Source organism: Chryseobacterium herbae (assembly GCF_025154075.1).
Classification (GTDB): Bacteria; Bacteroidota; Bacteroidia; order Flavobacteriales; family Weeksellaceae; genus Chryseobacterium; species Chryseobacterium herbae.
In genome coordinates this window covers 1,236,377-1,255,933 of sequence record NZ_JAOAMU010000001.1, presented here as the reverse complement: position 1 = coordinate 1,255,933, position 19,557 = coordinate 1,236,377, and the positions used below count along the sequence as shown (strand labels likewise).

Here is a 19,557-nt window from a genome sequence, read left to right as displayed (position 1 = left end):
ATATGGAAGATACGCTTGTTTACAATTATCAGAGACCATCGTCTTTGATAAAAAAAGATGCATCTGAAGAATTATTTCTGTCCAAGTACAGCGAAATTCAGAAGAATACGGATGCTCCCTGCTTTTTCTGGGGAGATGTTAGTCAGCCGTTTATACTGGCGAGATGCCTCATCACACTTTCCAATATTGTGAAATCCAGCTTTAATCTGTCGCCGTTTCAGATGGCGCTGCTTAAAGATCCCATCGTTACTGCCGGAAACGAGAGGTTAAGGTTTGAAGGATTTTCACACTGTGCTGGTGTTTACGCCAGGGTAGATGTCTTGCCGGACGGACTCCACGGTGAGTTTCTGGAAAACGGAACTACCAATGTGGATTTTAATCAACCCATGATCACTGCGCTGGGAAGCATTCGCCCGAATGAAAAAATAATGCTTTCGGTAGGGGAAAAAGAAGTAGGATTGTACAAAGAAGAAGAAAAAGTAGTGGAAAGAAAAGTTCCGCTGCCTGTAAAATGGATCAAAGGACTCAGTACGGTTCAAATCTATCTTTCCGAGTCGGAAAAGCTTCATACTTTCAATAAAATCCAAACCCAGCAGTTGTTCAGAGGAATACCGAAAGGTCCGGTAAAATCAGATTATTACCTGATCATCAGAGGAAATAAACCTATGTTTTCTCCTGTGAAATCAGCAGATGCTGTATGTATCGGCGGACTGAATAGATTACGTTTACTGGAACCGCTCCTGCCTTATATCGATCAAATGAAGGTATTTCCGCATGCAGATATGCAGTCTACCACTTGGCAGTTGTATATGGGGAACATCAGGTTTAGTTTTTCATTGTCAAGAGAGAGCTGGAGAGGATTTTCGGGAGAAGGAGCCGTTTTGGACAGCCTGATCGATGATATTTCCGATGAATGGATCGATGCACTGGATAAATATGCTTATGCGAACCAGTCTTTTAATCCTTCCGCGTTTGCTTTGGAGGAAAACATAAGTCTGAAAACAACGGATAACCTGACGGGAAGATTGGCTGCCATGGGACTTTTAGGCTACGACCTTGATGATAACGGATTTTTCTACCGCAGATTGCCATTTAAACTCAACCGGATCATCGGGTTGAATCCAAGGATGAAAAATGCAGAAAAGCTCATTGCAGAAGGGAAGGTGGAAATTTTAAATAAAAGTGTAGCAAGAACCGAAGCCAGAGTAGAAGGAACCGGAGTACATCATACGGTTATTATCGATAATGGTAAAGAACGCTGTACCTGTGAATGGTTCAGTAAATACCAAGGCGAAAGAGGACCATGCAAACATGTTCTTGCCGTAAAGAAATTAGTACATACTTAAGAAAAAAAGGACAGCTTGTGAAATGAAGACTGTCCTTTTTATTTATTGATGTTTCATCCATTCTTCGTAAGAAATGACACCCAGCTCGGGCTTTCCTTCACCTTCAAGGATAGAAATAAACTCAAGTTGATTGCCGTCCGGATCATTGAAATAAATGGCCAGCGCGGGCATCCATGCAAAAACCATAGGTTCATCGATGCCGTCTTTCAGAAAGTTGTAAGGCTTCAGATCTTTATTTTTCAAAAAGTCTACGGAATAATTTAAAATATCTTCTTGGCTGGTGGAGAACGCAAAATGTCTTGGCTGCAGATTTTCTTTCTGTTCCCATAATCCCAGCATAAATTCTTTGCCTTCACCGACCCATAAAAATGCAATGGGACGCGTTTTATCCATATGAGCCAGTTTCAATCCCAATACCTCAGTATAAAACCGGATGGAATTTTCCAAACTGCTTACCTGAACATGGGTTTCATATAATCCTTTTATCATAGCCTGAATTTTAATGTACACAAAGCTAGACAATGCATTTTCAAAAATAGAAAGCAACTGATTCCTTTATTTGAATTAAGTGATAGAAAAATTTTATTTAAAGGATAACAGATAACAGATAACAGATAACAGATAACAGATTTTGTCGTTAAACATCAATAGGAGCGGGCTTTAGCCCGCTTAAAAAATAGGCATATTCATCTGGCTTTAGCCAAATTCCAAATTTAAACCCAAATGTCACAAATCCTTTTCACAAATAACACAATCATCTGTGTACATCTGCGAAATCTACGGTTAATAAAAAATGATCTATACATCAATAGAAGCGGGCTTTAGCCCGCTTGTGAAAGAATGTTATTCATCTGGCTTTAGCCAAAATCTAAATTTAAACACAAATGTCACAAATCCTTTCCACAAATAAACACAATCATCTGTGTTCATCTGCGAAATCTGTGGTTAATAAAGAAACACGAACCACAGCCTTTCAATACTGATAAAATATCAACCAACGATTAAATATCCCCTAATTTTCTAAAAAAATAAAAAATATGATTAAAAATTAACTACGCAAAAAGAATGCGCAATACTGTTTTTACTTTGCATCAGAAATCAGAGAGGAAAAGGCGATCCTCCAAAAATGTTTAACCAAAAACAGTAACTCATGAAATTTAATTTTTTAAACAAAGAGAAAAATACCGTAATGAACTACGAAGGTGCCAAGGCATTTACCATGACACCTGCTGAAGAATTATACAGTGCTGTTGTTACAACAGGATTATCCAGAACTTCTTATGAAAAAGGGAGCGACAGATTGGTGAGAATTCAGTCTCTGATCAAAAAAAACGATCCGGAATTCGTAGCGAAGTTAGCCGTGTATGCAAGGAAAGATATGTACTTACGTTCCATTCCATTGGTATTGACTGCTGAATTGGCAAAACAAACCTCCGGTACAGACTTAATAAGCAGAACGGTTGATGGTGTAATCCAGAGAGCGGATGAGATCACTGAACTTCTGGCGTATTACCAGACGACCAATGAGAGAACGGAAATGAAAAAACTGAACAGACTTTCAAAACAGATCCAGAAAGGTCTTGCGAAGTCTTTCAATAAATTTGATGAATACCAGTTTGCAAAATACAACAGAAAAGCAGAAGTAACACTTAGAGATGCATTGTTCCTGGTTCACCCGAAAGCAAAAGATGAAAATCAGCAGGCTGTTTTTAATAAAATTGTGGGTGATACTTTGGAAACTCCTTACACATGGGAAGTTGAACTTTCAGTGTTGGGTCAGACGAAATTTGCAGATGAGGCGGAAAAAAAACTGGCTTTTAAAAATAAGTGGGAAGAATTGATCCTTAGCAATAAACTGGGTTATATGGCTACGCTGAGAAACATGAGAAATATTTTGGAATCAGAAGTTTCTTCTGATGTGATGGCTAAAGTTTGCAGCTATCTATCCAATGAAAAGGCTGTCATCAATTCAAAGCAGCTTCCGTTCAGATTTTTGGCGGCCTACAGAGAATTGAAAATTATGAAATCACCTTATCTTTCATCTGTTTTAGAAGCATTGGAAGATGCGGTAATGTTGAGTGCGAAAAATATCAAAGGTTTTGGTTTTGACACTTCGGTGGTAATCGCGGCGGATGTTTCAGGTTCTATGCAGAAGTCGGTTTCTCCTAAAAGTAAAGTATTGCTTTATGATATCGGATTATTGATGTCTATGATTTTACAGTCACAATGCAAAAATGTGATCACGGGTATTTTCGGTGACAGATGGCTGAGAGTTCCTATGCCTAAAAGCGGTATTTTGAGAAACGTCAATGAGTTTTACAAACGTGAGGGTGAAGTAGGTTATTCTACCAACGGTTATCTGGTGATCGAGGATCTTATTAGAAGTCGAGAAAAAACAGATAAGGTGATGTTGTTTACCGACACACAGTTGTGGAACAGCAAAAATACCAAACATTCTTTTGAAGATTCCTGGAATCGTTATAAGAAGATAGCTCCGGACGCGAAATTATATATTTTTGATTTAGCAGGTTATGGAAACCAGCCATTGGATGTCAGAAAAAATGATGTATATCTAATTGCGGGTTGGTCAGATAAGATTTTCGATGTATTGAATGCAGTGGAAGATAGAACGTCTGCCGTGCAATTAATTAAAAAAGTGGTGCTGTAAAAGGCACTGCTTTTATAAATGATGAATTATGAATGATGATTGATGAATGATGATCCATCTTCATTACAAAATGAGCGAATAAATATAAATAAAACTCAAACTTGAATTCTCCAGAGTATGAAACTTATTAATGTAATTGAAATCTACCCATTAAAATATTCAAAAGAAGATTCTGAATTACCAGATAGTTCTGATTTTCCAGATTCTGAAATTTGGTATAAGGAATGGGTAAAGTCTGTGTCTAGTCTGAATTTTAATTTTAGTCCGATAGATGAAGATTCTTATCTTATTGATATTGAAATGATTGATGACGGTAATTTAGAAATTATTTTAGGAACGGATTTTAAAGGAATTAAACCAACAGAGCTTGAAGAAGATATGCTTACAGCTTTTGATGGAGGAATAGCTTTGATGGAAGATAATAAAGCATGGGTTTTGCCTACATGCTGTGGAGATATTGGGAATATCAAAGAGTGGAAAAAAATTCTTGAAGATAAAACCGAAGAATGGAATGAGCTGTGGATCGGTCATCCATGGATTTTTTATAAAAAAGTGAACGGAAAGATTCAGTTGTCTGATTATTCTGATGTAAATCTTAAAGATGCAAAAAATATACAAGCGCATATCGAAGTTGATGAATTGGAATTGAAAACTGAATTGGAGAAAGCAGAAAAACAACAAATCAATTTTAAAAATAGAATTTCAAAAATTTTGGAAAAGATGGAGATTAAAAATTTTGATGTAATCTCAGAAATATTGGCTGGCGTAAACAAAGCGACCTAGGAAAGGGAGGCGTTAAAAAAATAAACTATGCGAACGTTAAGAAAATTCTACTGTCTGAGTGCGAGACCCATTCTGAACGAAGATAACACTATATAATTCGCACGAGTTTTACAATTTTTAGAGAGTAGAGATTATTTTTAGCCGGAGTTTGCAAGTCTTGAATTTTTGGTTCTTTTGCTTCAAGGCAAAACGAACAAATATCTTAATTTTAAAATTATTTCGTCGTTCCTCGCAATGACAAAAACCATAAACCTATGCCCGAAACCTATCAATATCAAGGAAACCCTTTTATAAAAGAAGATTTAACACATCTATGCTTGTGTCCTTGCTGCGGAGCGCCCGATTGTGGTGAAGAATATATGCTTCTGACAAAATCGGAAGGCAAGCAGGAAGCGGTACTTTTTGGAGGCGGAACTTTCAGAGGATATTTAAATTATTGGTTTTATGAAGGGATTGCGCCGGAAGAATACAACAGACTGCCCGAATTTGTGAGACAAAACAATGAATGCACCGGCTGGCAGGATATCAGTGCTCAATGTACTGAGATCGATGCAGACGATTTTCTGCTGACTTTAGAATCTATAAAAAATTGTAATAGGAAAGAATATCTGTATGATGATTTTGAAAACTATTATTATCCTGTTTTGAAAAAATTTGCAGAAGAGGCCATGGAAAAAGGACAGAAACTCTATATCGATATTTAAAAAAATACAAATAAAAATAAACTGCGTAAAAAGAATGCGCACTTCTAAAATAACTTTGCATTGTTATTCATCCGGTGCCGTAAGAAAAGAACTTCTTCGACTTTTCATTGAACAGAGTCTTTTCGCCAGATGTCCGGTAAAAACAGACCAATGCCGTACAATAAACGTTTCATCGTCAAACTTCGAATTTGAATACATTCAAAAATGTTTATGACTTATTGCTTGGTTTTTTAATTATCACTATGGAAAATATCTTTTACAAAATTGAGAAGGATCTTGAAGAAGGAAGAAAGAAAAAAGCATGTGACAGGCTCAGAAATGCGATTAATCAATATCCTGATGACCTTTCTTTAAGAAAAAAACTGGGACGGATTTATTATGAAGCAGGATTTTTAGATGAAGCAGGAAAGTTTTGGATTTTATCTGAACCGCAAGATAAAGAAATGGAAAATGCTGTGGAAATTTATAAAAGTTCTTTAAGCTATTCTGGAAACGCTATTTTAAAAGACATTGTTTTCAGAGGCAATAAAAATATTCTTAATGAATATGCCCTGAATGTTTTAAAAGATCTCGAAATAGATAGTTTGAAAAAGACCAATCATATTCCTGAATATAAACAGAAATATAAACAGGGACTAGCAGAGCCAAAAAGTAAACAAAGCTTCCTAAGTAAAGTGGGAATCTGCTTATTAATAGGAATGGTAATCGTACTGCCGGTTTTGGGACTTGTTAAGCTTTTTGAACTTTTCATTTCATTATTTAGGTAGATTTTACCATATAAAAAATAGTAACCATGAAAATGTATAAACCATGTCTTAAAGGAACGGTGTATTGAGGTTAATTCTCAATAGACATGAAAAAATTCAAGACATTAAAACACTCTTTCGGGATCAATGAATACGGACTCATAGATTTTCCAAAGAAAATTTCCGGAATACAGATCTCAAGATTAAAGTATGGAAATGAAATGGGCTGTTCGTATTGCTTTCCGCACGGTATTGAAACGGTGAATTCCCATCAGGAAAATTACCAGAGAAACTGGAAAAAATACAGAAAGACCCGTTGGAAAAATATAAAGCAGGTGCCGTAAAACAGAATTGCTTCGTTGGGAGGCAGCAATACAGGTTCGACTCCTGTTCTGGAAACAGATGGTGTAAGGGTATCACTCTGTCGTAAGTTTCTGTTTGGCCAAATGCCTTGCTTACAAATAATCAAGTGTCGTTTTAGGATCATACTTCGGGATTTAGAAACATTGGGTCGCAGGTTCGATTCCTGCCCTTTCCCTCGAAAAGGAGAGGTAGCTCAGCAGGTAGAGCGCATGCACGGAAGATCCTTTCAGTATTACCTTGATTTAAAAATAAAAGGTATCATTTAGATAAAACAGGCTCAATGTAAAACGAGTCATTAAAGTAAAATAGAAAAAGTCAGGTGTCGTTTTAGAATCATACTTCGATTGTTAAACGTTTAGGTCGCAGGTTCGATCCCTGCCTTCCCTGTTGTAAACGGGATTGTAGCTCAGCAGGTAGAGCAAAACGCAGAAAAGATTCTTTCATTATAACCTTGACTTCAATAAAAGAGTGCCGTAGAAAAGGCTTACTTCGAGTAGGAAATTAGACCTCAAAATCTAAGAAAAATGCAATATCCCCGAATAACAGTAAGGAAAAAGGTGCATGTCTGTCTTTTCGCCTTTTGCCTCTGTTTTAGTTTAAAAAAATAAACAAGTGCCGTAGAACAGTGTTACTTCGCTCATCACGACGGGGTCACGGGTTCGAGTCCCGTCTCTTCCACAAAAAAACACAATCTGTCAATAGGAAGAGTAGCTCAGTTGGTTAGAGCACGACTATACACGCTCAGCTGTTGCCTTGTTTTAAAAAATTAAAGTGTCGTACAGGAAAAATACATCGTACCATCTCTTGGGGAGGAATAGCGAAGTCGGTCAATCCGGCAAGGTTATCCGGTTCGAATCCGGCAAACGACAGCCCCGGTTTTCCTGGTCCATTACCTTTTACAATCAAAATGCCGGTGAATTATTCGCCGGCATTGATTACTTGTTCTATTTCTTCTTCGAAAGTTTTTTTCCAGTTCATGATCGTTGTTCTGCTGATCTTATAGGTCCTGGACATATAACTGGTAGAAAAACCATGTTTGTTTTGATACTGCAAAAGCTTGAACATTGTTTTTTTATCATAGGTTTTAAGCTTTTGATTGTTGATCTGGCTCTCTTTCGACTGTGCAAAAATCTTGTCATTGAAATTCAGTATATCTTCAGTCGTGTTGAGTTTTCCGAGGAGCTCCTTGATTTTCGGGTCTTTCAGCTTTTCCGGATGTTCCAGCCTCAGCATATCGTAGTAGATCTTCTTGTAATTGGGACGCATAGTGAGTTCTGTTTATCCGTTAGTATTATCATTATTTTTCTGAAGCCATCGGTGAAGCGTACTTTTCGGAATAGAGTATTCTTTGATCACTTCGCTATACGTCATTTCCCCGGACAAAATCCTTTTCATGATAAAATCTTTAATCTCTTGGGTATAAATATTTTTCCTGAAATAAGGGATTTTATCAGATTTCTTCTGGTCCTGGTTTTTCTTCACGGCAGATGGCGGTGCATAGAGGATAAGATGTGAACTGTACAGCCTGAAAAAATCATATTCCAGCAGTTTGCTCCATCTTAAAAGCAGTTCCGCATCAATGGATTTGCTTTTGTAAACGTTTTCAATAAACTCATCATCCTTATTGAGAAAATTACAGATCCTCTCCATGGGTACCTCATTTTCATCAACCATCTCCTTGATAAACTTTCCTATATGAATTTCTTTATATAACATGTTTTGAGTACTATTTCTTGTTAATTCACGAATTAAAATCAACAGATCATATATTTCACACTTACGGTGAATGAATGGACTGTCTGAAAAATAAAATTACGCTAAGAAAATCTCAGCGGCAAAAAGGGGAATTTTAAGCTCTGTACTATACTTGATATGCGTACAGCCGGCAGTCTGCCGATAAATTAGTTTTCAGGTTATGTGTCTTAAGAATACTTTTTATCTTCCATTTTCTTCTGTAATATCCTTATTCAATTGGTGCAGGGAAGACCTCTTTCATGTTTCAGACTTCTTTTTTGTAAGAATATATATAACCCATTAACGCTCTTTCATGCAGTTTTATTCGTAATATTTTTAACTATTGACCTTAGTGTAAATAGATTATTGTGCCTGTAAATTTTTAATTAATAAGTAAATAATCTGTTTGTTCGTTTTCAAATTTAAATAAAAAATAGAACCTAATTCTTAAAAACGCATAAAAAATCTACTTAAAGGCGAAATTTAATTAAAATTAACAAATTAAATACACGTATGTGTGAATTATTTTTATAATCCTTTAATGATTTGAAAAAACAAAAAAATACTCATTGTATTCCATCCTTCAAGTATATACCTTTGCAGTTCAATGAAAAATACCATAAGCTTATTCGATTTTTCGAAAAAAATAAATTATAAAAATGAACTGTTGGCCGGCTTTACAGTAGCCATGACCATGATTCCGGAATCGCTCTCGTTTGCAATTCTGGCCGGAATTTCTCCGCTTACCGGGCTTTATGCAGCCTTTATGATGGGGATTGTGACCGCCGTTTTGGGTGGTCGTCCCGGAATGGTTTCAGGAGGTGCAGGCGCTACCATTGTTGTACTGATTGCTTTAATAAAATCTCACGGCATAGAATACCTTTTCGCCGCCGTTGCCCTTGCCGGAATCTTTCAGATGCTGGTAGGGATTTTCAAACTTGGGAAATTTGTCAGGCTCATTCCGCAGCCCGTGATGTACGGTTTTTTAAATGGTCTCGCGATCATTATTTTTATGGCTCAGGTCGAGCAGTTTAAAATGACAGACAGTACCGGAACTTCCGGCTGGCTTCAGGGAATGCCTTTGTATATTATGACGGGATTGACAGCTTTGACAATTGCTATCGTATACTTTTTTCCAAAGATCACAAAAGCAGTTCCTGCATCATTAGTTGCCATTATCGTAGTTTTTGCGGTGGTTTTTGGTTTTAATATTCCTACTAAAACCGTAGCGGATATCGCACACATCAGCGGAAGTCTTCCCAGTTTTCATATTCCTCATATTCCTTTTACTTTTGAAACATTGCAGATCATATTTCCGTATGCCATGGTGATGGCAGGAGTCGGGCTTATCGAATCCCTTCTGACCCTGTCCATGGTAGACGAAATTACCAATTCAAAAGGAAATGCCAATAAAGAATCAGTAGCTCAGGGTATTGCAAATATCACGAATGGTTTTTTCGGAGGAATGGGAGGCTGTGCTATGGTAGCACAAACATTAGTCAATCTCAATGCAGGTTCAAGAGCCAGACTTTCCGGAATTATCGGATCAGTAATGATCTTGCTCATTATTTTATTCGGAGCCCCGTTTATTGAAAGAATACCGATGGCTGCACTGGTTGGGGTGATGATGATGGTTGCTATAGGAACATTTCAGTGGGTGTCCATCCGGATCGTCAACAAAATGCCGAAATCTGACATCGTGGTTGGAGTTACAGTGGCTTTAATAACAGTAATCCTTCATAATCTGGCATTGGCCGTTCTCGTAGGAGTGGTGATCGCCGCTCTGGTCTTTGCGTGGGATAATGCGAAAAGAATTCGTGCAAGAAAATCCATTGATGAAAAAGGAGTAAAACATTATGAAATATATGGTCCCTTGTTTTTCGGTTCGGTAACAGCATTCATAGATAAATTTGATTTGATGGATGATCCGGATGAAGTAGTCGTAGATTTCAGGGAAAGCCGCATCGTAGATATGAGTGCCATTGATGCTTTGGATAAATTGTCCAAACGCTACAGCCAGCAAAATAAAAAACTCTATCTGCGCCACCTCAGTGAAGATTGCCGTGCCATGCTGAAAAATGCAGAAGCTGTTATTGAGGTGAATATTCAGGAGGATCCTACGTATAAGGTGATGCCGGAGAGGTAGAGGATTGAAAGATTGAAAGATTTAATCATTTAAAAATTTAAAAGTCTGCGTCATATGTAATATTTGTTGTAAATGAAAAATAACAGTCAATTATTAGGGAAAGGAAGAGGGGAGCTGGGAGCTGGAAGAGGTCGCAAAAGGAAATCTGTATGATCTGCTCAATCAGCGTGAAATTAAAAATGATCTCATGAAGAGGTAGAGATGGAAAATCTGTGGAATGTAAAATTCACAATTGACCATTCACTATTCACCGACAATAACCAAACAAGGACTGTAAAATCACTTTACAGCCCTCGTTTTTTTAGGTTATTAATGTATTTGCAATGAAATCAGGCACCAAAGCATAGTGCGACAGTTTCATACTGATCGAAGCTCTTCCGCTCGTCAGCGTTCTCAGATCGGAAATATATCCGAACGTTGAAGCCAACGGAACTTCAGCCGTGAAAATCTTTCTTCCTGATCTTTCATCGATGGACGAAATAATACCTCTTCTCCGGTTGATATCAGCCGTTACAGCGCCTGTGTATTCTTCAATACTCTGGATTTCCACCTGCATGACCGGTTCCAGAAGCTTAGGACTGCATGATAAAGCAGCCGCTCTGAATCCGTCTCTCGCGGCATTTTCAAAATCAAATGCACCAGAATCCTGATCATGGAAAGAACCGTCCAGAAGTCTGATCTTCATACTTTCCAAAGGATAACCTTTCAGTGGTCCGTTTTCCATGGCTTCTCTGAAACCTTTTTCTACAGAAGGAATGAATTCACCGGGAATCACACCTCCTTTGATCAGATTAATGAATTCCAGTCCGGGTTCATTATTTTCCCTTGGCCCGATTTCAAAAGTGATATCGGCAAACTGCCCGCTTCCACCATTCTGCTTCGAAAGCTTTTCCCTGTGGGTTCTGGTTTCCGTTAAAACCTCACGGTAAGACACTTTAGGTTTCCCCTGATTGACTTCTATCCCGTGATTCAAACGAATCTTTTCAAGAGTGACCTCAAGATGAAGCTCACCCAAGCCACTCAACAAAGTTTCTCCGGTTTGCTGGTCTCTTTCAACCACTAAAGAAGGATCTTCTTCCTGAATTTTAGCCAGAACCAAACCGAAAGATTTCTCATCACTGTTCGTTTTAGGCTCTATCGAAACCCTGATTACAGGAGCAGGAATGGTAATGGCTTCCAGAAGGACAGGTTTTTCAACCGCTGATAAAGAATCTCCGGTTTTAGCATCCTTAATTCCTGTTAAAGCCACAATATCACCTGCTTTTCCTTCCTCTATCGATAAGGTTTTATCAGACTGCATCTTCAGAATTCTCGATATCCTGAAACTTTCTCCTGTTCTTACATTCAGAACCGTATCGCCGGATTTTATCGAACCGGAATACAGACGGAGCATGGCAAGTCTTCCCATATGTTTATCGATCACGACTTTAAAAACAAGTCCTGAAAAAGTTTCCGTTTCGTTTCTTACCAGTTCTACAGCTTCTTCCGTATCGGGATCTTTCCCCTGGACGGCTGGAAGCTGATCCGGTGCCGGAAAATAAGTGACGACCGCATCCAAAAGAGGCTGTACTCCTTTGTTTTTAAAGGCAGAACCACAGAGAACCGGAACCGCAGCTCCTGATATGCAAACTTTTTGTAAAGCATCCATGATCATTTGTTCTGTGATCTTATTGTCCGGATCCATGAACATCTCAAAGAATGTTTCATCATATTCCGCGAGGGTTTCCATTAATTTCATTCTGTACTCATCGGCATCCGCTTTGTGATCCTCAGGAATTTCCTTCTCAATAATGGTTTCCCCGTTTTCATCGGTCCAGTATAAAGCTTTCTGTCTGATTAAATCAATCACTCCTTCAAATTGGACTTCGGCTCCGATAGGAATTTGAAGTGCCATAGGAACTGTATTAAGTTTCGTTTCAATTTCCTTAAGAACGGCGAAGAAATCGGCTCCGATCCTGTCCATTTTATTGATGAAACAGATCTTGGAAATTCCATGTTTCTCAGCCTGGAACCAAACATTCTCGGTCTGTGGCTGAACCCCTGATGAGGCACAGAAAACAGCAACAACGCTATCCAGAACTCTTAACGAACGTTCGACTTCTACTGCGAAATCGATGTGTCCGGGTGTATCGATGATATTGATGTTATAAACTGTTTCTCCTTTTTCCCATTGGGTGGAAACTGCCGCAGATGAAATGGTGATTCCTCTGTTTTTCTCCTGAATGTCTTTATCCATGGTGGTATTTCCATCGTCTACATTTCCGATCTTATGAATGAGACCTGTGTAATAGAGAAGCCTTTCTGTTAAAGTGGTTTTTCCTGCATCTACGTGTGCTATAATTCCTATATTTCTTGTGTTATATTTCATTTTGCTGAATTTAAATTGTTGATTTTGAGAATACGGATAGGTATTCTCCTCGTTTTGAGGTCTGAAAATAAGGCAGCAAAAAAGACCCATCTGAACAGATAGGTCTTCAATATATTTTTAGTAATAAAAGATCTAAGGACTATTCAGATAAATATTGAGTGCTGCCAGAGTACACAGCTCTCACAGGGTTACTTAAAGTTATTATATTTATCATTGTTGTTGACATTGTTGATTTTTAATCGGTTGCGAAATTAGATAAATTTTTTAATTGTCCAAAATTTTTTAGGAAAATTTTTTGGTCTATGAATTTAAACAAATTGTTAAGCCCGACTGTCATCAATAGAAAAGTAGGTGAAAATTCATAAAAATTTCTTAAAACAGAGAAGTACGTAATGCTTTTATGAGAAAAATTTTATCTTTGGGAAGAATACCTAATTAAACACTTGTTGATGATTAAACAATTTTAAATCTTTTTCAAGAAAGCTAAATAAAACTTTTAACTTAAAACTATTGAAAACGGATATCGACATTCACAACCACTGTCATTTTTCTTTTGATCTGTGGCTCACCCTAATCAAATCTCACCCTGAATTTAAAACAAAAAGAGTTGAGCTGTTCTCCTCGTTTTTTAATATTGACAAAACGATTGCTGAGGTTGCGAAAACTGTAAAATATTACGATGATCTCTGCAATACGATCAATGAGGTTACAGGAGGGAATATTGATACTTTTGAAATGTATTTACTGATTCTGGGTTCGCTGGATGTAGATGTAAAACAATTGGATAAGGAAAAACTGGATGGGTTTTATCTGAAAAGTGAAGAACTGTTTTTAGAATATAAACCAGTTGTTATTTTCGAAAATATTAAAGAATTTTTTGATCAGATCAAAAATCAGGGGAAGACGGTAAATATTCTGAGCAATACAGGATTTATCAAAGGGAGAACGATGAGGAAATTTCTGATTCAGGAAGAGTTGGATCAGTATATAGACTTCCATATTTATTCGGATGAAATCAATATTTCAAAACCGAATCCTCTTATTTTTCAGGAAGTGAAAAACAATCTTAAAGACCGGGATCTCCCGATGCACCGTATCCTGCATATTGGAGACAATCCCGTGGCAGATTATAAGGGAGCGAAAGATTTCGGCTTCAGTGCCCATTTACTTAAACACTAAATTGATATGAATAAAAGATACAGCTTACACCACATTCATTCGGCGGATGAGTTCACTTTTTCACCCGCAGAATACAGCTATTTCAAATATGGCGATAAGTCGTATGCTGAAAAGTTTGCTAAAGAATTATTCGACGGATTTATTGCAGAACATGCGGAACTTTTAAATACAGAAAAAGAGATCGTGGTTCTTCCAAGTCCGTATATGGCCATTCCTACGGCTTCCAATTTTTTATGTTTTTTCTTTAAAAAGCATCTGGATCTGTACCTGTTTCAGAAAGGAATGAGATCCAGTATTATCTCAAAAATCAACCGTAATCACACATATATCACGGATTATGGGAATCTTAATTTTGAAGACCGTAAAAATCTGATCGCGAATGATACTTATTATATCGATAAGGATTTTTTACGCGGAAAACTTTGTATTTTTATAGACGATATAAAAATCACGGGAAGCCATGAGTTTACGGTGAACAGGATTTTGAACGAATATCAGGTAGAGGCAGATTTTATGTTCCTCTATTATGCGGAACTGATGAATTTTGACATCGATCCGAAAATTGAAAACCACTTTAATTATTATGCTGTGAAAAATATCAAACACGTGGCAGAAGTAATGATAAAGCCGAGTTTTGAATTTAACACAAGGATCGTGAAATATATTTTAGGCCTGGATTCAAGTAATTTTGACTATCTTACGTCTAAAGTAAAAAAGGAGCAGATGGACCTGCTTCTGGAGCTGGCGATCAGCAACAATTATCATTTAATAAAAGAATACGAAAATAACATCAATACTTTAACACAAACGGAACTATATTATGGCTATTAACTTACAAAAAGGACAGAGAGAAAACATTAACGCACCTAAATTCACAGTAGGTTTAGGATGGGATATCAATAATACTTCTACAGGAACAGGTTTTGACCTTGACGCTTCATTATTTTTGTTGGGCGAGGACAAAAAACTGGTTTCAGACAGTCACTTTATTTTCTATAATAATTTAGAATCTCCAGACAAATCTGTGATCCACACAGGAGACAACCTTACCGGTGAAGGTTCAGGAGATGATGAGCAGATCAAGATCGATCTTACAAAAATAGATGCAGCTATTCAGGAAATTACAGTAGTGGTAACCATCCACGATGCTGATGCAAGAAAGCAGAACTTCGGACAGGTGAGAAATTCTTTCATCAGAATTTTCAACTCAGAGACGAACGAAGAAATTCTGAAATATGAATTAGATGAAGATTTCTCTATTGAAACGGCTGTAGAATTCGGAAGAATCTACAACAAGAACGGAGAATGGAAATTTGAAGCTGTTGGGGCAGGACAGAGAGACGGCCTTGACAAATTCGTATCAATTTATCAAAAGTAATTATGGACAATCAGGAAAATCAACCTATAGATCCAATGGGATCCATTGAACCTCTTAAAACATTCGAACCTGCTCCGACTCCACCGAGCCAGCCTGTACAAAATATAGCACCGGCAGTTCTTGTGGACAGAGAAGGGAATGTAAATCTGACTCAGTTGCAGATAGAAGAGCGTAAGAAATATGAAGTTCTTGCCAATTCTATTGATGAGACCAATCCTGGTTCCATCGTGAATTACGGAGCTGAGCTTCAGAAAACTTTATCCAATCAGAGTGATAGCTTCTTAGGAAATGTAAGAAGATCCAACTCAGGGGAAGTGGGCGTACTTATCAATGACCTATTGGTAGAATTAAACTACGTAGATGTTGATGAGCTTCAGCAGAATAAAGTGAAAAGCTTTCTGAGCAAGATCCCGTTCATGAAAAAGGTGATCACGCAGGTGGAAAATCTGTTCACGAAATATGATAAGATCATCAACAATATCGAGCAAATTGCTCATAAAGTAAATGCAGGAATCATCACTTCTACCAAAGATAACGCTGTTCTTCAGACTATTTTTGAGAGCAATGTGAATTCCATTAAGGCTATTGAAGAATTGGTGATCGCAGGAAATGTAAGAATGGAAAGAGCTGCTGCAGAATTAGCGCAAATGGAAGCGGATCCGCAGACCTACCAGGATTACCAGATCGCGGATAAGAGAGATTTTATCGCGAGATTAGACCGAAGAATGGCTGATCTTAAAGTGGTGCGTATCATCATGATGCAATCCCTTCCACAGATCAGACTGGTACAGAATAACAACGTTTCTATCGCTGAAAAAGCACAGACGATCCTTACCACAACACTTCCGGTTTGGAAAAACCAGCTTTCACTGGCAGTAGCGATGTACAGACAGCAGCAGAATATCGAGATCCAGCAGAAGGTATCTTCTACTACGGAAGCGATTCTGAAGAAAAATGCAGAACGTCTGGGTCAGAATTCAGTGAATGTAGCGAGAGCCAACGAGCAGACGATCGTATCTGTAGAAACATTGAGAGAAACGACTTCAATGCTTATTAATACATTGAATGAAGTGAAACAGATCCAAAAACAGGGTGCCGAAGGAAGAAGAAAACTGGATCAGGATCTTCAGACACTGGAGCATGAATTAAAAGCAAACGTCAGAGGTTAATTAACAGGATACCAAGGTGGGGGATGATGCAGCAACCATAATGTCTCAGAGCAAAAGAAGATTAACAAAGCTTAAACTTCTTGCTAATTTTTTTGAACATATTGATATCATATCTATTTACATTAAAACGGATATCATCCACAATTTGTTTCAGGAAAATACAGCGCTGGACTACAATAAGCTGGAACTTTTCCACCTGCAGTATACCGACAGCCTCATAGAACTTCTCACCAAAATAAAGCGGCAGAAGGAAAATGATATGCTGGCTGTAATTAATGAAATAGACGTTAATAATAAATATATTGAAGGGTTCGAGGAAAGAAGGGTAGACAGTTTTCAGACCGACCGGAAGATGTACAGCGGTATATTTTCCCAGCATCTGAAAATGCTTTATAAAGACCTTACCGAAGATATTTTTACGGCAGACTGGAACAATGTCCTGTATTTCCATAAAAAATACGGACAGGAATTCTACAGGAACAATGCAGATGAAGAACAGCTCAAGCCCCAGCCTTTTCCGGCCTATCAGTACAAAGATTATACGATAGAAAGGAAGCTTTTGGGAAGACTGAATATCCAGAGTTTTAAAGTACGTTTTGTCTGCGGTTATCTGATCGGGACTTATGAGTATGAGCTCTTCAAGATATTTCAGTCCGATGATTATTTTATTTTCGGCATCGATGATAAAAAACTCTACCTGTTTGACGGGGATCTTGAAAAACTGGATGTTTCCGAGAACCAGTCGAATCAGAGTTCAATTATCAATCAGCTGAAAAGTAAAAATGATCTGCTGGAAAACACCATTACTGAAAGGAAAAGAACGATTCCTGCAGAAGTGGGAAATGTGCTGAAAGACTATCTCAAAAACCTGGAAAATATAGATATTATGAGCAAAATATTTGATTTCGACGAAGAAACGAATATCCTGCGCGCAATGCTTAATTTAAATTTGAATAATAATTAAAGCGAAAGAAAAACCAATCATTTCGCCTTAGAATACATAACAATATTAAACATAAAAAGATGGCTATTAACTTACAAAAAGGTCAAAGAATCAACCTGAAAAAGGAAAACGGTGCCGAGCTTACCCAAGCCTGTGTGGGAATCAACTGGGGAGCAATTGAGAAAAAAGGACTTTTCGGAACTAAAAAAGAAGCAGTAGACTTAGATGGAAGCTGTATCTTATTTGATTCAACCAAAACGCTTACGGAAGTGATTTATTTCGGAAACCTGAAATCAAGAAACGGTTCTGTAAAACATAGCGGTGATGACCTTACCGGAGACGTAAATGGAGATGACGGATTGGATAATGAAGTGATCACGGTAGATTTCAGCCAGCTGGAACCGAATGTAGAATATGTGGCATTGGTACTGAACAGCTACCAGGGACAGGATTTCGGAACAATTCCTTTCGCTTCTATCCGTATCTATGAAGGAACGCCTACCAATGTAAGAGAGGTTTTCGCTAAATATGATATCGCTAATGATGCTTCTTTCAAAGGACACGTTGCCATGGTAATGGGCGTTTTCTACAAAAGAAACGGAGAATGGAAATTCAACGCGATCGGAGATCCTACTTCAGACAGAAAGCTGGAACAGACGATCCAGACGGTTCAGGCCAATTATTTATAATCAGTAGATCATCAGTAAGAATGAGCTTTGGTTCATTCAAAAAAAATGAATAGTTTTACAGGCTTGAGCTCAAAATTATTGACCCTATTGATATCAAATAAAAAACATTAAAAATTAGCAATATTTGTGCATACTGTACATCTATTGCTTTTATCATATAATAACATAAACTGAAGTGGAACATCAAAGTATTTTAGAATTGCACCCGGGCTTGGTGTGGGGATTTGCGATAACGGTAGTTATCATGCTGCTCCTGGATTTAGGAGTATTCAACAAAAAAAGCCATGAAGTATCATCCAAAGAAGCTACCATCTGGTCTATCGTATGGATTTCACTATCCATGATATTCTCCGGAGTAGTGTATTGGGTTTTCAATACAGACGGAACTGCAGGAAGTCATGCTATAGCCGTAGAGAAATTTACGCAGTATCAGGCTGCCTACTGGATTGAAAAGGCCCTCTCTGTGGATAACTTATTCGTATTTATCCTTGTTTTCGGGTTCTTTAAAGTTCCGAAATATCTTCACCACAAAGTGCTCTTCTGGGGAATTATTGGAGCATTGGTATTCAGAGCGATATTTATCTTTGCTGGAGTTGGATTGATTAACCTGACGTATCTTCCTGAAATGAATGTTTTCGGAAAAGCAGTACAGATCAACGTGGTAATGGCCCTATTCGGTCTGTTCCTTGTCTATGCCGGGATCAAATCCTGGGGTGACGGAGGCGACGATGACGACGAAGATTACAGCAACACTGCCGGTGCAAGACTGATCAAAAGCTTCTGGAAAGTTTCCGATAATTATGATGGTGATAAATTCTTCACGATCCAAAACGGAATCAAAATGGCAACACCGCTTCTAGTAGTGGTTGGGGTTATTGAATTTACCGACGTTCTTTTCGCGGTAGACTCTATTCCGGCGATTTTTGCGATCTCCAATGACCCGTTCATCCTGTATACATCGAATATTTTCGCGATCTTAGGATTAAGATCTTTATATTTCCTATTGGCGAACTTTATCCATATGTTCAGCAAGCTTCCTTATGGACTGGCGATTATCCTGTCATTTATCGGGGTAAAAATGCTGATCGCACCATGGATTCATATTCCGTCTCCGGTTTCGTTGGGAATCGTAGGAGGAGTATTGGTGCTTTCTGTTCTTATATCCATTATGTTCCCTGAAAAGGAAGATGAGGAAAAAGAGAAATCAGAAAAATAAAAACAACAAAACCTTATTATAGTAAAAGGCTTTACAATCTGTAAAGCCTTTTTTTATTTCAAAAAAAAACACCAGAATTCATGATGATCACGTCAATGGTCAATTTTGCTTCGCAAGTGAATTGT

18 protein-coding genes are annotated in these 19,557 nt (G+C 37.8%); 14 read left to right on the top strand and 4 right to left on the bottom strand.

Going from position 1 to position 19,557, the window contains the following annotated elements; all coding sequences use genetic code 11:
• Window positions 1-2 precede the first annotated feature (2 nt).
• Window positions 3-1,346: an SWIM zinc finger family protein gene (locus N0B48_RS05420; protein ID WP_259837306.1), complete on the top strand. Its 1,344-nt coding sequence runs from the start codon at window positions 3-5 to the stop codon at window positions 1,344-1,346.
• A gap of 42 nt (window positions 1,347-1,388) precedes the next feature.
• Here N0B48_RS05420 and N0B48_RS05415 read toward each other — a convergent pair whose 3' ends face one another.
• The gene (locus N0B48_RS05415; protein ID WP_259837304.1) at window positions 1,389-1,835 is read right to left on the bottom strand and encodes a VOC family protein; all 447 of its coding nucleotides are present in this window, start codon (window positions 1,833-1,835) and stop codon (window positions 1,389-1,391) included.
• Window positions 1,836-2,496: 661 nt separating this feature from the next.
• Between N0B48_RS05415 and N0B48_RS05410 the strand changes: the two genes are divergently transcribed.
• From N0B48_RS05410 to N0B48_RS05390, 5 genes are all read left to right on the top strand, one after another.
• Window positions 2,497-4,014, top strand: coding sequence for a TROVE domain-containing protein (locus tag N0B48_RS05410; RefSeq protein ID WP_259837302.1), 1,518 nt, complete (start codon window positions 2,497-2,499; stop codon window positions 4,012-4,014).
• Window positions 4,015-4,131: 117 nt separating this feature from the next.
• A complete protein-coding gene (locus N0B48_RS05405; protein WP_259837300.1) occupies window positions 4,132-4,797 on the top strand; it encodes a hypothetical protein in 666 nt (221 codons plus the stop codon).
• Between the two features lie 254 nt (window positions 4,798-5,051).
• Window positions 5,052-5,501, top strand: coding sequence for a hypothetical protein (locus N0B48_RS05400; protein WP_259837299.1), 450 nt, complete (start codon window positions 5,052-5,054; stop codon window positions 5,499-5,501).
• Window positions 5,502-5,689: 188 nt separating this feature from the next.
• The gene (locus N0B48_RS05395) at window positions 5,690-6,268 is read left to right on the top strand and encodes a DUF6584 family protein (protein WP_259837297.1); all 579 of its coding nucleotides are present in this window, start codon (window positions 5,690-5,692) and stop codon (window positions 6,266-6,268) included.
• 86 nt (window positions 6,269-6,354) lie between these two features.
• Window positions 6,355-6,591, top strand: a complete 237-nt coding sequence (locus tag N0B48_RS05390) for a phosphate ABC transporter substrate-binding protein (RefSeq protein WP_259837295.1) — start codon at window positions 6,355-6,357, stop codon at window positions 6,589-6,591.
• A gap of 937 nt (window positions 6,592-7,528) precedes the next feature.
• Here N0B48_RS05390 and N0B48_RS05385 read toward each other — a convergent pair.
• The gene (locus N0B48_RS05385) at window positions 7,529-7,876 is read right to left on the bottom strand and encodes a helix-turn-helix domain-containing protein (RefSeq protein WP_259837293.1); all 348 of its coding nucleotides are present in this window, start codon (window positions 7,874-7,876) and stop codon (window positions 7,529-7,531) included.
• Between the two features lie 12 nt (window positions 7,877-7,888).
• Window positions 7,889-8,326 (bottom strand): transposase, encoded by a 438-nt coding sequence (locus N0B48_RS05380; protein ID WP_259837292.1) that lies wholly within the window; start codon window positions 8,324-8,326, stop codon window positions 7,889-7,891.
• A 625-nt stretch (window positions 8,327-8,951) separates the two neighbouring features.
• Between N0B48_RS05380 and N0B48_RS05375 the strand changes: the two genes are divergently transcribed.
• Window positions 8,952-10,490, top strand: a complete 1,539-nt coding sequence (locus N0B48_RS05375) for a SulP family inorganic anion transporter (protein ID WP_259837290.1) — start codon at window positions 8,952-8,954, stop codon at window positions 10,488-10,490.
• A 301-nt stretch (window positions 10,491-10,791) separates the two neighbouring features.
• Here N0B48_RS05375 and fusA read toward each other — a convergent pair whose 3' ends face one another.
• The gene (fusA, locus tag N0B48_RS05370) at window positions 10,792-12,858 is read right to left on the bottom strand and encodes an elongation factor G (protein WP_259837288.1); all 2,067 of its coding nucleotides are present in this window, start codon (window positions 12,856-12,858) and stop codon (window positions 10,792-10,794) included.
• A 510-nt stretch (window positions 12,859-13,368) separates the two neighbouring features.
• On the opposite strand from fusA, the gene N0B48_RS05365 reads away from it, so the two are divergent.
• The 7 genes from N0B48_RS05365 (at window position 13,369) to N0B48_RS05335 (ending at window position 19,432) form a co-directional block, all read left to right on the top strand.
• A complete protein-coding gene (locus tag N0B48_RS05365; RefSeq protein WP_259837286.1) occupies window positions 13,369-14,037 on the top strand; it encodes an HAD family hydrolase in 669 nt (222 codons plus the stop codon).
• A 6-nt stretch (window positions 14,038-14,043) separates the two neighbouring features.
• The gene (locus N0B48_RS05360) at window positions 14,044-14,868 is read left to right on the top strand and encodes a phosphoribosyltransferase family protein (RefSeq protein WP_259837284.1); all 825 of its coding nucleotides are present in this window, start codon (window positions 14,044-14,046) and stop codon (window positions 14,866-14,868) included.
• Window positions 14,858-15,415 carry a TerD family protein gene (locus N0B48_RS05355; RefSeq protein ID WP_169236566.1) on the top strand — a complete coding sequence of 186 codons (558 nt, stop codon included), beginning with the start codon at window positions 14,858-14,860 and terminating at the stop codon, window positions 15,413-15,415. The genes N0B48_RS05360 and N0B48_RS05355 overlap by 11 nt, the downstream gene beginning before the upstream one ends.
• Window positions 15,416-15,417: 2 nt before the next feature.
• Window positions 15,418-16,584 carry a toxic anion resistance protein gene (locus N0B48_RS05350; RefSeq protein ID WP_259837282.1) on the top strand — a complete coding sequence of 389 codons (1,167 nt, stop codon included), beginning with the start codon at window positions 15,418-15,420 and terminating at the stop codon, window positions 16,582-16,584.
• 40 nt (window positions 16,585-16,624) lie between these two features.
• Entirely contained in the window at window positions 16,625-17,548 is a 924-nt protein-coding gene (locus tag N0B48_RS05345) for a hypothetical protein (protein WP_259837279.1), read from the top strand.
• Between the two features lie 59 nt (window positions 17,549-17,607).
• Complete coding sequence (locus tag N0B48_RS05340; RefSeq protein WP_259837278.1) at window positions 17,608-18,216, top strand: TerD family protein; 609 nt, start codon at window positions 17,608-17,610, stop codon at window positions 18,214-18,216.
• A gap of 175 nt (window positions 18,217-18,391) precedes the next feature.
• Window positions 18,392-19,432: a TerC/Alx family metal homeostasis membrane protein gene (locus N0B48_RS05335; protein ID WP_259837277.1), complete on the top strand. Its 1,041-nt coding sequence runs from the start codon at window positions 18,392-18,394 to the stop codon at window positions 19,430-19,432.
• Window positions 19,433-19,557 lie beyond the last annotated feature (125 nt).

Bases quoted from the DNA above. Each gene is read 5' to 3' on its own strand.
- N0B48_RS05350 (WP_259837282.1), top strand. From the start codon at position 15,418: ATGGACAATCAGGAAAATCAACCTATAGATCCAATGGGATCCATTGAA.
- N0B48_RS05405 (WP_259837300.1), top strand. From the start codon at position 4,132: ATGAAACTTATTAATGTAATTGAAATCTACCCATTAAAATATTCAAAA.
- N0B48_RS05360 (WP_259837284.1), top strand. From the start codon at position 14,044: ATGAATAAAAGATACAGCTTACACCACATTCATTCGGCGGATGAGTTC.
- N0B48_RS05415 (WP_259837304.1), bottom strand. From the start codon at position 1,835: ATGATAAAAGGATTATATGAAACCCATGTTCAGGTAAGCAGTTTGGAA.
- N0B48_RS05420 (WP_259837306.1), top strand. From the start codon at position 3: ATGGAAGATACGCTTGTTTACAATTATCAGAGACCATCGTCTTTGATA.
- N0B48_RS05340 (WP_259837278.1), top strand. From the start codon at position 17,608: ATGGCTATTAACTTACAAAAAGGTCAAAGAATCAACCTGAAAAAGGAA.
- N0B48_RS05385 (WP_259837293.1), bottom strand. From the start codon at position 7,876: ATGCGTCCCAATTACAAGAAGATCTACTACGATATGCTGAGGCTGGAA.
- N0B48_RS05380 (WP_259837292.1), bottom strand. From the start codon at position 8,326: ATGTTATATAAAGAAATTCATATAGGAAAGTTTATCAAGGAGATGGTT.
- N0B48_RS05375 (WP_259837290.1), top strand. From the start codon at position 8,952: ATGAAAAATACCATAAGCTTATTCGATTTTTCGAAAAAAATAAATTAT.
- N0B48_RS05390 (WP_259837295.1), top strand. From the start codon at position 6,355: ATGAAAAAATTCAAGACATTAAAACACTCTTTCGGGATCAATGAATAC.
- N0B48_RS05355 (WP_169236566.1), top strand. From the start codon at position 14,858: ATGGCTATTAACTTACAAAAAGGACAGAGAGAAAACATTAACGCACCT.
- fusA (WP_259837288.1), bottom strand. From the start codon at position 12,858: ATGAAATATAACACAAGAAATATAGGAATTATAGCACACGTAGATGCA.
- N0B48_RS05345 (WP_259837279.1), top strand. From the start codon at position 16,625: ATGTCTCAGAGCAAAAGAAGATTAACAAAGCTTAAACTTCTTGCTAAT.
- N0B48_RS05400 (WP_259837299.1), top strand. From the start codon at position 5,052: ATGCCCGAAACCTATCAATATCAAGGAAACCCTTTTATAAAAGAAGAT.
- N0B48_RS05410 (WP_259837302.1), top strand. From the start codon at position 2,497: ATGAAATTTAATTTTTTAAACAAAGAGAAAAATACCGTAATGAACTAC.